This window comes from Streptomyces sp. NPDC029041, from assembly GCF_040637515.1.
Lineage (GTDB): Bacteria > Actinomycetota > Actinomycetes > Streptomycetales > Streptomycetaceae > Streptomyces.
The window spans coordinates 24,226-38,679 of the sequence record NZ_JBEZWO010000010.1; the positions used below are offsets into that span (position 1 = coordinate 24,226).

10 protein-coding genes are annotated in these 14,454 nt (G+C 70.2%); 3 read left to right on the top strand and 7 right to left on the bottom strand.

The genetic code is table 11. The features are described from left to right. Positions 1–57 precede the first annotated feature (57 nt). The 7 genes from AB0F04_RS25670 to eccB form a co-directional block, all read right to left on the bottom strand. Positions 58–396, bottom strand: coding sequence for a WXG100 family type VII secretion target (locus tag AB0F04_RS25670; RefSeq protein ID WP_362044954.1), 339 nt, complete (start codon positions 394–396; stop codon positions 58–60). A 95-nt stretch (positions 397–491) separates the two neighbouring features. Beyond that, positions 492–1,589, bottom strand: a complete 1,098-nt coding sequence (locus AB0F04_RS25675; RefSeq protein ID WP_362045507.1) for a S8 family serine peptidase — start codon at positions 1,587–1,589, stop codon at positions 492–494. Between the two features lie 194 nt (positions 1,590–1,783). Beyond that, entirely contained in the window at positions 1,784–3,463 is a 1,680-nt protein-coding gene (locus tag AB0F04_RS25680) for a hypothetical protein (protein WP_362044956.1), read from the bottom strand. Further along, positions 3,463–3,915, bottom strand: a complete 453-nt coding sequence (locus tag AB0F04_RS25685; RefSeq protein ID WP_362044958.1) for a hypothetical protein — start codon at positions 3,913–3,915, stop codon at positions 3,463–3,465. Before AB0F04_RS25685 ends, AB0F04_RS25680 begins: the two co-directional genes overlap by 1 nt. A 163-nt stretch (positions 3,916–4,078) precedes the next feature. Continuing rightward, on the bottom strand, positions 4,079–4,690 hold the full coding sequence (locus tag AB0F04_RS25690) for a hypothetical protein (RefSeq protein WP_362044960.1): 612 nt from the start codon (positions 4,688–4,690) through the stop codon (positions 4,079–4,081). Beyond that, positions 4,678–5,940, bottom strand: a complete 1,263-nt coding sequence (gene mycP, locus AB0F04_RS25695) for a type VII secretion-associated serine protease mycosin (protein ID WP_362045510.1) — start codon at positions 5,938–5,940, stop codon at positions 4,678–4,680. Before mycP ends, AB0F04_RS25690 begins: the two co-directional genes overlap by 13 nt. Positions 5,941–5,960: 20 nt before the next feature. Beyond that, positions 5,961–7,487, bottom strand: coding sequence for a type VII secretion protein EccB (gene eccB / locus AB0F04_RS25700; RefSeq protein WP_362044962.1), 1,527 nt, complete (start codon positions 7,485–7,487; stop codon positions 5,961–5,963). Between the two features lie 198 nt (positions 7,488–7,685). Between eccB and eccE the strand changes: the two genes are divergently transcribed. The 3 genes from eccE to AB0F04_RS25715 all read left to right on the top strand — a co-directional run bounded on the left by eccE (position 7,686) and on the right by AB0F04_RS25715 (position 14,184). Then, on the top strand, positions 7,686–9,002 hold the full coding sequence (gene eccE / locus AB0F04_RS25705; protein ID WP_362044964.1) for a type VII secretion protein EccE: 1,317 nt from the start codon (positions 7,686–7,688) through the stop codon (positions 9,000–9,002). Continuing rightward, positions 8,999–9,787 carry a hypothetical protein gene (locus tag AB0F04_RS25710; protein ID WP_362044966.1) on the top strand — a complete coding sequence of 263 codons (789 nt, stop codon included), beginning with the start codon at positions 8,999–9,001 and terminating at the stop codon, positions 9,785–9,787. Before eccE ends, AB0F04_RS25710 begins: the two co-directional genes overlap by 4 nt. A 302-nt stretch (positions 9,788–10,089) precedes the next feature. Beyond that, on the top strand, positions 10,090–14,184 hold the full coding sequence (locus tag AB0F04_RS25715) for an SCO5717 family growth-regulating ATPase (RefSeq protein ID WP_362044968.1): 4,095 nt from the start codon (positions 10,090–10,092) through the stop codon (positions 14,182–14,184). The last annotated feature ends 270 nt before the right edge of the window (positions 14,185–14,454 follow it).

Consider the following 14,454-nt stretch of genomic DNA (forward strand, 5'->3'; position numbering starts at 1 on the left):
TGTGCAGAAGTCAGCCGGACTGCGCAGCCCGGACAGTGGTGCGGATCGTCAGTAGGCTCAGTAACTGTTGAGCGCCGAAGTCTTTCCACCGAGATCGTCCACCGCGATCTGCTTGAGGTCCGCCTCGATCTGGTCTTCGAGGTTGCGCTTGTCGGTCTTGTTCAGGTTGATGCCCTCGAGGAAGTCGTCGAGCATCTTGCCGATCGCGACCATGTGCTGGTTGATTTCCGTCTGCTTCGTGTTGAACGCCTGGGCGCCCTGCCCCCTCCAGGCCTTCTCGATCATGTCGATCGTGCCCTGCAGCTTCGCGAGGGATCCCCTGATGTTGTCGTACCGATCGACGACCTCGGTCTGAAGCCTCTGTACGTCGCCTTCATTAAGCTTGCGGTCGACCATTTCGGCACTCCCCTTCGTTAGAGCTGTGGTTCATGACTCCGAGCGCGTCATCGCGCCGGAGAGGTCGCGTGTGACCCGTTGACCCGGGTAAGTCGTCATGCTTTTCGCCGCGAGCGGGTCACCGCGAAGGCGCCGCCCCCGATCACCAAAACCGCCCCTACGGCTCCGAGAGCGACCCACATCGTGGTGTTGTCGGACGACTCCGAGGTCGATCTTGCCGCCGAAGTCTGGCCGCCAGAAGGGTTCTTGGGAGCCTGTGACGAGGTTGATGCGGGAGCGGAGGGTGAGGCGGTGAAGCCCGTGACGCCGGTTCCGTTCTCGAAGCTGAGAGGGTCGGTGGCGGCCGAACCCGGGTTGATGTCGCTGTTCTCCAGCACCTTGCGGGGGCGGACCAAGCCGTAGCCCAGGTAATTGCTCGGCTTGTTCTTCGGCCAGTCACGGCTCGCTGTGTCGATCAGAGTGCGGAGGACCTGGTTCGCGGTCCAGTTGGGGTGGGCGGACCAGATGAGGGCGGCTGAGGCGGAGGCGATGGAGGAGGCCATACTTGTTCCGTCTCCCTCGTCGCAATACGAGCGGAGTGTCGCGTCGCACCAATAGGGCACGTTGAGGCCTGGAGCCGCAAGATCGACATAGTTGCCGAATTCCGAGAAGGCGCCCACCTTCCCCTTGTCGTCAGCGGCAGCCACCCCCACTACATAAGGATAGGCGGCCGGATAGCCGATGAAGTTCTTCGATTCGGCGTCGTTTCCGGTAGCAGCGAACATCAGTTTGCCCTTGGAGTGGGCGTACTTGATGGCCTTCTCCACGTCTGGGTCGATGATGTCACTGCCGAACGACATGTTGATGATCCGAGCATCGCTGTCAGCCGCAGCCTTGATCGCATCGGCAACTGACGGTGTCTTCTTCCTGTCGGTGCTGCTCACGCCTTCGGAGAGCACACGATAGGGGACGATTTTCGCACCGGGGGCCAGGCCTTGCATGCCGCCTCCTGCGCCGGTACCGGCGATCAACTCCGCCATGCTGGTGCCGTGGCCGTTGTAGTCCTCAGTGGCGTTGTGCGAGACCGCCTCCGGCACCTCATCTCCGAGCACCTGGCCCTTGAGGGAAGATGTATCCGGATTCACGCCGGTGTCCAGCACGGCAACTTTGACGCCTTTGCCGGTGCTGGCCTTCCACATGCCTTCGGCGTCCATCGCGTCCAAGTACCACTGCTTCGACTGAACGTCTGCGGCGGCCGCACTCGGAGCCAGCCCAGAGGACATGATTGCGAAAGCGCCGAACGCCGCGCACGCGGTGGACACCCGTCTTCCGGCAGGTCCTGCGAAGAACGCCGTCAATCCGCCACGTTGGCTGGTCCCTGTCATGCCTCTGCAGATCCTCGTTCTTATCAGTCAGTCACTGGTGGCGTGTTGCGTCGCGGGGTCTCCGGTTGAGACTCACCCTCACGATCCGTGCGGCTCGTGTTTCGTCGATTTCCCGTCGGACCGTGCGGCGCGCCTGTACCGCCTCCGACCGGTCCACCGCTTCTCCCTGCTGGAGCTCGCCCCTTGGGTGTACCGACGACGCCGTCGGCATTGCTCGCGGCTGGACGCGCTGTTCGTCCCGGACGAGCGCCAGGGGTGGAGTTCGGCGCCGCGATCACTCCGCGCTGCCCGATGCGGCCGGCGGGCGCACCGGAGCCGGTGGTGCCGCCGGCGCCCACGACCGTACCGCGCGGGACCTTGGAACCGGTCGTTCCTTGAGGACCTGTGACGGGCCTTCCTCCGACAACTCCATTACCGTGCGCCGCACCTGTGGCACTCGAACTGCCCGCGCGGTCGCTCGTTGACCCTCCGACAGTGCGTGGCATTCCGCCGGAGACGCCTCGGCCCATGGGGGAAGCGTTGCCGCCCCGAGCACCTGACTGCCCTGTGGTGGTGGCGTGCCCCATCGGGCCTGTGGCACCGCGACCGCCGACGGTCCCACTTGGAGTGCCTGTACGACCTTGAGCCGAGATCGGGGCCCTGTTGCCGTTCGCTCCGCCGAAGGTTGAGGTACGGCCGGCCGGCTTACTGAAGGCGGGAGGAACTGTGCCGGAGGGATAGGGAGGGGCTGTGCCTCCGTTTCCGCCCATGGGACCAGTCATCGTCGGCGCCACACTGGTCGACGGCCTCGTGGCTTCCTGGGGCGGCAGGGTGCCCACGCTGTCGATCTTCGTGCCGACGTTCGCATCCGAGGAAGCGGTCGGAGCGTCCACATGCTTGAGCGGCGGCGTAGGTTCTCCCGAATGCGCGTGCCCGGTCGCCGTACTCGAAGAGTCATGTCCGGCCGCCACGGGCTGGTGGGGGACCCCTAGCCCTCCAATGCCTTGCTCTCCGACGTTCCTGTAATTCCCATACGTCGGATCGGGCTTGGGCACCCCCACATCCGGCATAGGCTCGAACGTGGGCGGCTCCTGTCCCGCCATGATCTCTTCCGATACCGCGTAGAAGGACGCCAGCCGGTTCATCTGGTTGATCGCCTCTTGGCGGTCCTTCTCGGCCTTGACCGCAGCCGCGTACTCCGCGTTGCTTTCGGTTTGCTTGGGCGTCGGAATGTCCGCGACCGCCTTGGGGTCCTCTCGGGTGTCGCGGGGCGGCATGGCGCTGCGGACGGAGGCGAGGCCCGTGGCCGCTGCCGTGATCTGGGTGCCGGCGGCGTCGGCGAAGGCTGCGAGCTTGCGGGCGTGGAGGACGAGATTGGCCCCCCACTTGCGGAAGGCCTCGCCCGACTCACCTTCCCAGTCGACCCGGGTGATGTGGCCTTCGAGTTCCTCGGCGGCCTCTTCGATGGCGGTCTGGGCGTTCAGCAGAGCAGTGCCCGCGAGTTCCAGCTCCTCCGGTTTTGCGGACTCGACCATGTCGATCATGGCGTTCAGGGCGTGGCCCTCGAAGTTCGTCTTGCCGAAGACACGGGGGACCTTCCAGCCGAAGGGGAGGAGTTGGGCCACCCCTGTCGCGCCACTCACCATGTCGATGACGTTGACCTGCGCCGCGGCCTGTTCCCTCTCCGCCTGGTGCGGTACCGGGCGTTCCTGCTCTTCGCTCATCAGTACAGGTCACCTGCCTGGTCGTCATCGGAACGTTCTGGCGCGGTCTCGCCCTGCTTCGCAGCCTCCGCCGCTGCCCTCTCCCGCTCCGCTTCCTCGTGCTGACGGCCGATGTCAGTCGTGATCTCCCAGAACCGCCGCCGCTCCTCCTCGTCGACGTTGCTGAAGTTTCCGCCCGCGCCCATGACGGCGATCTGCATCGCCTCGATCTGAAGGCCGAGGTTCTTGGAGAGTGCGGTCAGACGTTCGTGGACGCGCTCGTACTGGCTGTGGAGGCCCTTGGCCTCGGCGAAGCCGCCCGAGCCGCTGAAGGAGGCCTCGGAGAGGGCGTGCGCCGCGATCTTCTGAGGGCTGCCGGGTGAACCCTCGAATGTGGAGAGCACGGCGTCGACACGCTTCTTGAAGGTTCCCAGCGCCTCCAAGCCGACTTTGAAACCCTCCGCAGGCAGCATGCCTTTCCTCCCCGTTCCCCGTTGGTGAAGTCGTTGAGCGGTGTACAGGTGATGACCCGATCGGCACACTCGATGACCACTGTAGTCAGCGGGTCAGACACGACCAACTGATTCTCTGGGTATGCGAGTTGCGAGGCGGACAAGATCAGGCCGAGCCGCGGAGTCAGCACCCGCCCTCACGCGTCGTCACCGCGAAGTCGTACGCGGGGACTGTCACCGTCCCCTCACCTCCGCCGATTCCCGGAGGCTCATAGTCCCCGTCCTTCGACCGGGTGCGGGTGACCTGCATGCAGAAGGCCGAGCCGCCGCCGGTGACCGTGTAACGCGCCTCGGAGGGCGTGTTCGAGTCGGCGGGCCTCGCGGTCACGCCGTACTGCGGGGCATCGCCGCCGCCGTACTGGACGACCTTCTGCTCGATCTTTGTCGCGTATTCGTCGATCCAGCCGGTGTCGTCGTCCTCGGCGTAGATGTCGCCGAAACCGGAACTGCCGTCCAAGGCGTCCGTGGCCCCCTGCACCGCAGTCGTGAACTCGGCGTCGTCCCACGTCGTGTCATCGGAGACCTGGAAGCCCTGCACACACAGGTAGATGCCGACGCCGGCGAGAGCGACGAACACGACGCGGGCGGCTACGAAGGCGGCGTCGGGCAGTTCTTCGGCCGACGGGTTGATGCCGGCGCGCCAGGCCCGGACGCGGTCCGCCTTGACGCAGGCCATCGCCAGCAGCACGGCGGACAGGATGAGGCCGATGACATTCAGTTCGGTCAGCGCGTCCATGATCCGCCGTCCCCCCGTCGCCTCTGCCCGCGCCGCGCGTCCCGCAGCGCCACTGCCGTGCCGCCCATCCCCGCGACGAGGACCACCGCGCCCACGGCCACGTACGTGGCCAGGCGGGCGTTGCGTTCCTCGGCGGTTTCGCCGATCTGGAACTTGGCCGGAGTAGGGGCTTCCGGTTTGCCGAGGCCCGCTTGGGGGCTGGGGGACTCGATGGGGTGCTCGTCATCGGTCAGGGCGCGTACCGGGTCGACCACTCCCCAGCCGACCAGGCGGTCGTGGCCCGCGGTGGTGCGCTCCGCGGTCTGTTCGATCTGGGCGACGATCTGCCGGGCCGTCCAGTCGCGGTGTTTCGCCTTGATCAGCGCCGCGAGACCGGCGACGTACGGTGCCGAGAAGCTCGTACCGTTGTCGGAGCAGTGGCCGCCCTTGGGGACGGTGGAGATCATGTCGACACCGGGGGCCGCGACGCCGACGAACTCGCCGGACTGGGAGAAGGCGGCACGCTCGTTGTTGCGGTCCGAGGCTCCGACGGCGAGGACGCCCTCGTAGGAAGCCGGGTAGGTCTCCTTGACGTTGCCGCCGAGGCCGTCGTTGCCCGCCGAGGCCACGACGACGATCCCCCTGTTCAGAGCCTGGTCGATCGCCAGTTTGAGATCGGACGTCGACGTCATCGGCCTCGTGGTGTCCTGGGAGATGTTGATGACGTCGGCCCGGGCCTGGACGGCGTAGCGGATCGCCTTGGTCAGGGTGCCGACGTCGCCGTTGCCCTCCGCGTCGTTCTGCTGGATCGGGATGATCGTCGCATCGGGGGCCAGGCCCACGAAGCCGGTGCCCTTGGCGGGCCGGGCGGCGATGATGCCGGCGACCGTGGTGCCGTGGCCGACCGTGTCCGTGGTGCCGTTCTCCTTGCCCCGCTCGATCGGGTTGCCGTCATCGTCCTCGAGGTTCTCGGGTAGGAAGTTGCGGCCACTCTTCACGTCCACGGCGTCGGTGAGTTGAGGGTTCGTCACGTCGACGCCGGTGTCGATGACCGCCACCCGCATGCCCTTGCCCGTGGACTGGCTCCACAGCTCGTCCAGGAGGACGCGCTGCAGGGACCAGGGGCGGCCCGGGTACTTGCCGTTGGGGAACGCGCACTGGTCCGAGTACGGGAGGTCGGCCGCAGACGCGGGGGGTGCGAGGGCGACGGGGGCGGTCGTGAGCAGGGCCGCCGCCGCCACCGCGGTCGCCCTGCGGACGAAGGAGGGCATGTGTGGCACGTCCGGCCTCCTCAGGAACCCTGCGGCTGGCGTGCCGCCGTCGTCGACAGGCGTGGGCCGGTGGGCAGGAACTCCGACCAGGCGACGGGGATCGGCGCCGGGTCCACGTCCTTGTAGCCGAGCCGGGTCTGGGCTTGCCGGGCCTCCTGCTCGGCCTGCCGGCGGGCCTCGGCCGTCGTACCGATGCCGGCGTCGTCCGCGCCGCTGTCGGCGTTGGACTGCAGGACGTAGCGCAGGCCGGTGTCGGTGACGAGGAAGACGGGGCCGGCCTTCGTCTCCCTGCCCTGGAACTGGCGGTAGAGCTGGCCGGAGCCGGGCGTGACGTAGGCGCTGGAGGAGCCGGTGGGGAGCTTAGCCGGGAAGTCCGTGCCGGCCCAGGTGCTCAGGGTCGTGGCCCCCGAGCCGGCGTCGACGCCGCGCAGGACGTTGCAGACGGTGTTGCGGCTTCCTGCCGTGCCGGAGCCTTCGTTGACGGGCTGGGGGTCCTCGGCCGGCCAGCGGTGCTCGGTGCCGAACGGCTTGCCGGGGACGATCGCGCCGGGGCTCATGCCCTTGGCTTGACCGGCCTGGCCGAGGGAGACCAGGTCTTGGCTGAACAGCAGGAGTTGCGCGACGAAGGCCGAGATGGGGGCGACACGGCCGGGCAGCACCACGTAGTACTGGTCGCTGTTGAGGTCGGACGCCTTGAGGACCATGCCGACCTTGTCGGTCTTCTCGTCCAGTTGGCCGGGGGCGTCGGCCGCGATACCGATCTGGTCGGGGATCTTCGGGAAGGAGATCGGGTCGCCGGTGTGCAAGGTCTCCAGCCACTCCCTGGACACCTTCTGCGGCTTGCGTCCGGAGCCGACGACGGCGCGCAGCAGCAGTTCGTTGCTCTTGTCGATGGCGTACGAGCGTCCGCTCGCGTCCACCACGTAGTGCTTCCCGTCCGGGGCCACGACGTAGAGCAGTTGCCCGCCCGCCAGTTTCTCGCCCTTGCCCTCGGTCGCCTTCAAGTCGCGGGAGGCGAGGACCAGGGCCGCCTTCTGGATGGACTCGCCGCCGGCGCTGGGGCGTTCGCAGACGGCCCAGCGCTTCTCACCGCCCGCCTCGGACGCCGAGGGGAGACGGTCGGGCGCGTACGGGATGCCGATGGTGGCTCCGTGCGGGATCTTGCCGTTGTCGAGGACGGACTCGGCGACGGTCACCACGTCCCCCTGGCCCTCGTTGAGGAGCAGCTTCGCGGACGCCATGTTGAGGACCGGGTGCAGCTGGACCTGTTTGCCGGTCTTCAGGACTACGTAGCGCGTGGTCGAGTCGCTGGCGACGATCACCTTGGCGTTGGGCTCGTCCCAGCCCTTGGGGGCAGCGGGCTTGAACATGCCCCATGCCCCGAACACGGCCATGACGACCACACCCACGATGGCGCCGGGGATGACCGCGCGTAGTGGCCGGGGCGCCCCCTCCTCCGAACCGTCGGGCGACGACTGAAGGAAGGCCGCGAGCATGCGGCGCTTCGCGAAGGTGTAGGCATTGAGCTGGTCGCGCCGAGATGCCATCTCTGCTTGTTTCTCCCCGTGTTCAGATGTGCCGCGCTCGCCTGGTGTGTCATGGCCGACCGCCCCGGTGTCAGAGCGGCCCCCTACTATGCCTGGTATCCGCGGGGACTTGTGGAGCGGGTAGGGTGCCCGGGCCTTCAGGGCACGGTGCGGTGCTGAAACACCAGTGAGGTGTCAGCAGAACGGGGGGATGGAGTGATGGCTTCCGGAACGCGCGCCCGGTCCCGTGACCGATCGCGGACACGGGGTGCTTCGGCGTCCGGGCAGGGACCGGCGCGACGGCCGGCCTCGCCGGGAGCACTCCACTCCAGGGTCCGTTCGGGGCAGCTCGGGGCATTCCGGTTGCAACGCCTTGTCCTGTTCGAGGTCGCGGCGGCCGTCCTGCTCGTCGGATGGGTGATCGATCCCGTGGCCGTGGTGCCTGCGGCCGTCCTCGCCGGCTGTCTGGTGCTGTTCTCCTTCCTCCGTCGCCGTGGGCGTTCCCTGCCCGAATGGTTGGCCACGGCGCAGGCGTTGCGTGCACGGCAGCGGCGGGCCGCGAGTACGCCGGTACCGGAGGGCACGGAGCCAGGGCTGGCGCCGGCCGTGGAGTGCGACCCGAGCCTACGGACGTACACGTACACCGGCCGTGACCGCCGACCAGTCGGAATCGTCGGCGACGGTACGTTCGTCACCGCGGTTCTGCATGTCGAGGCCGACGCCACGGCGCTGCGGGCCGAGCGGAACACACAGCCGTTGCCGCTCTCTTTGGTGCACGACGCCCTGGAGGTGGACGGCATCCGGCTGGAGTCGGCGCAGGTCGTGCTCCACACCCAGCCCGCGCCCGCGATCCATCTGCCCCGGCAGTCCGTGGCCGTCGCCAACTATGCGCCCCTGCAGGAGCAGACGGGTGCGCCGGCCGTACGCATCACGTGGATCGCGTTGAAGCTCGACCCGGAACTGTGCCCGGAAGCAGTGGCCGCGCGCGGGGGCGGGCTGGTCGGAGCGCAGAAGTGCGTCGTGCGTGTCGCCGATCATCTCGCGAGCCGACTCACCGGATCCGGATTCCGGGCGACCCTCCTCGACGAGGAGCAGCTGACCTCCGCCATCGCCACGTCGGCCTGCGCCAACCCGCTGGTGACCGCGGAGGCCGGGCGGACGGACACGCGGGAGCGGCGGACCGAGGAGTCGGGCCGCAACTGGCGCTGCGACAACCGCAGACACACCACCTACTGGATCCGTCGGTGGCCCGCGCTGGGCGGGGAGAGGGCGCCGTCGCTGCCGCAGCTGGTCGCCCTGGTCACGGCCGTCCCGTCCCTCGCCACCACCTTCAGCCTCACGCTCAGGCGGGGGGAGCGCAAGGAGGTGTCCGTCTGCGGGCACCTTCGGGTGACCGGGCGCAGCGACGACGAACTCGTCGCCGCCCGGCGCGCGGTGCAGGCTGCGGCCCGGCACACGGGCATGGGGCTCGCCCGGCTCGACCGGGAACAGGTGCCCGGCATGCTCGCCACGCTGCCCCTCGGAGGTGCCCGGTGACCGCGACAACCCCGCGCGTAGGACAGGCGGCGGCCACCGGACGGGGCGAGCCGCAGACCTCTGCCCCCGAGCGGGCGCGTGAACTGCTGCGCCGCGGCTTCGGGTTGATCGGCCCGAGACACCCGCGGCACTTCCTGACCGTCGACCAACTGGGCACTCTCGCCCTTCCCGTGGCCGACGACGGCGTCGTCATCGGCGTGGACGCGGAGAACCGGCCCGCGGTACTGGGGCTCAATCGGCCGCTGCCGTACGACGTCGTGCTCATCGGCGGGCTGTGGACCGTGCAGGTCGTCGCGCTCAGGGCGGCGGCGACGGGGACTCGGGTCGCCGTGGAGACGGCGCGGGGGCAAGCCTGGATGCCGATGGTGCACGCCATGGGGGGCGGTCAGAACGGGATGTCCGTGTACGACGTCGGGCGCGTGCCGCCGCTGGGTGCCTCGGCCGGTACGCCGGTGCTGGTGGTGCGGGACTGCGGGATGCGGCCACCTCGCGGTCGCGTGGTCTCCGGCCCCTGGCAGTCGGTGCTGACCCTGTTGCCGTACGTCAGCCCGGTCGCTCCGCGGCTCGTGCGGCAGGCGCGGCTGGTCGGGATTCAGAGGGTGTCGCCCGACGAGGCCACGGAACTGGGCCGCACGATGGCGCTCACCCGGACCGAGATGGACTCCCTGCCGGGGCTCTCCGACGGTCTCACCCTGTGGTGTACCGACCGCGATCGGCAGTACGTGATGACACAGCCCACTGATGCGGAGACCGGGCTGTTGGGTACGCCACGTCGGATGGACTGACGGGCCTCGTAGCGAAACCGCTCGCAGCACCCGGTTTGTCAGCTGTTGCGTCAGCAATTACGCCATATTTGACTAATTTTCGAGGTCCAGCGTTGCTGTGGAGGGGCAGACGGGCCTGCCGGGTCGGGGCGTGTGGTGATTAGGCTGGGACAGGGCTCGACGTCAGACCCCGTGGAGTAGGCGTCGGCGCCCCAGGGGGAGGCGGGGGAGCCTGTGGAGCGGACGACCTCGGACGACCCCTCGAAAGCCTCAAACGACGTCGCACGACGCCGGACGACAAGCAAGGGTCGCCCCAGCACGGCATGAGGGTGCTCGACCACACCAGGAGGAACACTGTGAGCAGCGATCGGGACGGGATCCGCGGGGGCTGGGCGACACCCGGCGATGACCAGCCCGACGCGGAGTCCGCAGCGGAGATGACGGGCGAGTTCACCATCGACTACGCCCCGCCCGCCTGGTACACGCAGAACGCCTCGGGGAATTCGTCCTCGGGGCAAGGGGCGTCCGAGGACTCCAGTGCTTCCGGGGCTCCCGGTTCCGGGCCGGGGGCTTCCGGTGCGCCAGGGGGCTCCGGGGCGAACAGCTCCACCGGCGTGCCCGGTGGCGCCGGAGCCGCCGGGGCGCCTGGGGGTCCGGCCGTGCCGAAGGGGCCCGTGCCGCCGCTGCCCGGGCTGACCCGACCGGCCCATGCCAATCCTGACGGCGGGCCTTCGTCCCTTCCGACGTCCCTGCCGGGACAGGCCTCCGCACCGACTCCGGCGCCCGGGGCGCCCTTCACTCCTCCCGCTCCGGCTCCCGCTCCGGGCGCCCCGTTCACGCCGCCCGCGCCCGCGCCGGGTGCGCCCTTCGCGCCGCCTGCGCCGTCCGCGCCCTCTTCGGGGGGTCCTTCGGGCGTGCCCAGGCTTCCGATGGGGAGCGGGTTCGAGCCGCATGGGGCGCCGCGCGGGGACCAGTCTCCGGGGCAGCCCGAGGCGCCCGCGGGGGATGCGGCCTCTCCTACGGCCATGCCGCACATCCCCGTCGGTGGGTACCAGTCGCAGTGGACGCCGCCGGCTCCGCCGCAGGCCCCGGCCGTTCCCGAGAGTCCGGCGACTCCGCCTGCCGCCCCGGCGACTCCGCCTGTCCCTCCGGCGGCTCCGGCCACTGCCGAGGCTTCGGCCGTGGCGGCTTCCGGTGATGCCGCGGAACCGGAGAGCGGCGATCTGGAGAGCGGTGCCACCATGCGCTTCTCCGCCGTCGCCTTGAAGCGGGAGATGGAGGAGCGTGCCGCTGCGGAGGTGGCTTCCACGCCCCAGGCGCCCGAAGTCACCGAGGTCACCGAGGTCACCGAAGCGAAGGACGCCGACGAGGCCGGTGGCGGTGTCCGTACCGAGGACGCGGAGGACGGCACCCCTGGCGTGGAGGGTGACGACTCCGCTGCGGCTTCGGACTACGCGCTCGACGCGGACTCCTTCGCCGATGTGCCGCCCCTCGATGAGGCCGAGTCGGAGAACACGCGGCCCGAAGCGGAGGATGTGGCACCCGAGGCCATCGAGCCGCAGGTTGCAACACCCGAGGGCGCTGAGACCGAGGGCACCGAGGCCCATGACGCCGGGCCGGAGGACGCGAAGTCATCGGACGCCGAGGCCGACGAGCCTGAATCCGAGCAGGCACGGATCGAGGACGCGCAGCCCGAGGACGCACAGCCCGAGGAAGCACAGTCTGAGGACGTTCAGCCCGAGCACGCGGTGCCCGGCTCCGACGAGCCTGTGCACGCCGTACCGGCCGGGGCCGAGCACGAGGGTGAGGACTCGGTGGCGCCCGCTGCCGAGCCGGCCGAAGCGCCTCCCGCCGACCGCGCGTCCGCGCAGAGTGAGCAGGAGGACGCCGTACCGGCCGTCCCGGCCTCCCCCGATGCCCCGCCCACCACGCCGTCCGACTTCACTCCCCCGCCCCCGCCGGGCGTGCCGCCGCTGCCGCCGTCGTACCAGCCGGCCGCTCCGGCCCCGGCGAGCGAGTGGCCCGCCCAGCCGCCGCAGCAGCAGCCGCAGGCGCAGCCCTCGGACCCGAACACGCACGCTCAGCCGCAGCCGACGGCCGCACAGGGACAGCCCCCGGTGCCTCCGCAGCCCTCCGTGCCGGTACAGCAGCCGCCGGTACAGCAGCCGCCGTTCCAGCCGCAGGCGCCGCAGCCCGCGCCCGCGGCCTGGAACCAGCCTGCCGCGCCGACGCCACCGGCGCAGCCGACACCGCAGCCCACCGGCTACGGCTTCCCGCACCAGGGCGCACCCGCCCCGGCCGCACCCGGCCCCCAGGGCGGCTACGGCTTCCCGCAGCCGGGCGCTCCGGCCCCGAACGCCCAGCAGCCTCCAGTTCAGCAGCCCCAGGGCGCGCCGGCCGCCGCGCCGGACGCTCAGGGCGGCTACGGCTTCCCGCACCAGGGCACCCCGCCCACCGCCCCGCCCACCCCGCAAAGCGGCTACGGCTTCCCGCAGCCGGGCGCTCCGGCCCCGGACGACCAGCAGCCTCCGGTTCAGCAGCCCCAGGGCGCGCCGGCCGCCATGCCGGATGCACAGGGCGGCTACGGCTTCCCGCAGCAGGGCACCCCGCCCACCCCGCAAGGCGGATACGGTTTCCCGCACCCCGGCGCCCAGCCGCCGCACCAGCAGGTCCAGCCGCAGCCTCACATCCCGCCGCAGGCCCAGCCCCACCCCGAGGGCCAGGCCCCGCAGCCCGGCCCCTCGGGGCAGCCGCAGCCGGGGCAGCAACCGCAGCAGCCCGTCGACCCCCGTACCGGCGCCGCCTGGCCGCAGCCCATGCAGCACGACCAGCGGCAGCCGACCAACCCCGGGGTCGCGCCGCTCGGTTACACCGCTGCCGTGGAACTGTCGTCCGACCGGCTGCTCAACAGCAAGAAGCAGAAGGCGAAGAGCAGCCGTCCGGCGGCCGGTGGCGGTCGGTTCAAGATCGGCGGCAAGAAGGAGGAGGCCGAGCGGCAGCGCAAGCTCGACCTGATCCGCACGCCCGTGCTGTCCTGCTACCGGATCGCGGTCATCAGCCTCAAGGGCGGTGTCGGCAAGACGACCACGACCACCGCGCTCGGCTCCACCCTCGCCACCGAGCGGCAGGACAAGATCCTCGCGATCGACGCCAACCCGGACGCGGGCACCCTCGGACGCCGCGTGCGGCGCGAGACCGGGGCCACCATCCGTGACCTGGTCCAGGCGATCCCGTACCTCAACTCATACATGGACATCCGGCGGTTCACGTCCCAGGCGCCCTCCGGCCTGGAGATCATCGCCAACGACGTCGACCCGGCCGTGTCCACGACGTTCAACGACGAGGACTACCGGCGCGCGATCGACGTGCTGGGCAAGCAGTACCCGGTGATCCTCACCGACTCCGGTACCGGTCTGCTGTACAGCGCCATGCGCGGTGTGCTGGACCTCGCCGACCAGCTCATCATCATCTCGACGCCGTCCGTGGACGGTGCGAGCAGTGCGAGCACGACGCTGGACTGGCTGTCCGCGCACGGATACGCCGACCTGGTCTCGCGGTCCATCACCGTCATCTCCGGGGTCCGCGAGACCGGCAAGATGATCAAGGTCGAGGACATCGTGACGCACTTCGAGACGCGCTGCCGGGGTGTCGTCGTCGTGCCCTTCGACGAGCATCTCGCCGCCGGTGCCGAGGTCGACCTCGACATGATGCGGCCGAAGGTGCGGGAGGCGTACTTCAACCTGGCGGCGATGGTCGCCGAGGACTTCGTCCGGCACCAGCAGTCGCACGGGCTGTGGACCTCCGACGGCAATCCGCCGCCGGTCGCGGCCCCGCCGATGCCGGGCCAGGCCGGGGCGGGTCAGCCCTACGCCCAGCCCGGTCAGTCTCCGTATCCCGGACAGCAGCAGCCCGTTCCCGGCCAACAGCCTGCTCCCGGCCAGCAGCCCGTTCCCGGCCAGCAACAGCCTGCTCCCGGCCAGCCGGGCCAGTACCCGCAGCAGCCGACGCCGCAGCCGCAGCCGCAGCCCGGGCAGCCGTACGCCCAGCCCGGTCAGCCGTACCCGCAGCCGGGACAGCCGTACCCGCAGCCGGGGCAGCCCTATGCCCAGCCGGGCCAGCCCCCGGCCCAGCCCGGTCAGCCGTACCCGCAGGCCGCCGGACAGCCGCCTTACCCGCAGCCCGGCCAGTCCGGTCAGCCGGGACAGCCGGCGCAGCAGCCGGGGCAGCCGGCGGTCCACCCCGGCCAGCCGTACCCCCAGCCCGGTCAGCCCCCGGCCACTCCCCCGCAGCCGGGTTACGGCTATCCCCAGTCCGGGCAGCCGGGTTACGGCTACCCCCAGCCCGGCCAGCCGGGGCAGCCGGGGTACCCGGCCCAGCCGGACGGGCAGACCCCGCCGCCCCCGCCTCCGACGCAGTAATCGCCTCACCCGATCGGCCCCTTCTCAGGGGCCGATCCCCTTCGGGCCCGCGCCGCTTCGACCCGGCGCGGGCCTCGGCGCGTTCAGGGGCGAATTCCGTTGCCAGGCCCTGGCCAGGGGCGCGTCAGTGGTCTCGACCAATGGGTGCGGAAAGCTCGCCAATTCGTTATTTCCGCAGGCCACAAGGGGTGAATGCGGCGTTGACGGGTGGATGGGCCGCTGGTACACACACATCACGCATCTGACAGCTGATCAACCCGTCCTTCCCGT

Excerpts from the sequence above, each read along its gene's own strand:
- eccE (WP_362044964.1), top strand. The coding sequence starts at position 7,686 with ATGGCTTCCGGAACGCGCGCCCGGTCCCGTGACCGATCGCGGACACGG.
- AB0F04_RS25680 (WP_362044956.1), bottom strand. The coding sequence starts at position 3,463 with ATGAGCGAAGAGCAGGAACGCCCGGTACCGCACCAGGCGGAGAGGGAA.
- eccB (WP_362044962.1), bottom strand. The coding sequence starts at position 7,487 with ATGGCATCTCGGCGCGACCAGCTCAATGCCTACACCTTCGCGAAGCGC.
- AB0F04_RS25670 (WP_362044954.1), bottom strand. The coding sequence starts at position 396 with ATGGTCGACCGCAAGCTTAATGAAGGCGACGTACAGAGGCTTCAGACC.
- mycP (WP_362045510.1), bottom strand. The coding sequence starts at position 5,940 with ATGCCCTCCTTCGTCCGCAGGGCGACCGCGGTGGCGGCGGCGGCCCTG.
- AB0F04_RS25690 (WP_362044960.1), bottom strand. The coding sequence starts at position 4,690 with ATGGACGCGCTGACCGAACTGAATGTCATCGGCCTCATCCTGTCCGCC.
- AB0F04_RS25675 (WP_362045507.1), bottom strand. The coding sequence starts at position 1,589 with ATGGACGCCGAAGGCATGTGGAAGGCCAGCACCGGCAAAGGCGTCAAA.
- AB0F04_RS25715 (WP_362044968.1), top strand. The coding sequence starts at position 10,090 with ATGAGGGTGCTCGACCACACCAGGAGGAACACTGTGAGCAGCGATCGG.
- AB0F04_RS25685 (WP_362044958.1), bottom strand. The coding sequence starts at position 3,915 with ATGCTGCCTGCGGAGGGTTTCAAAGTCGGCTTGGAGGCGCTGGGAACC.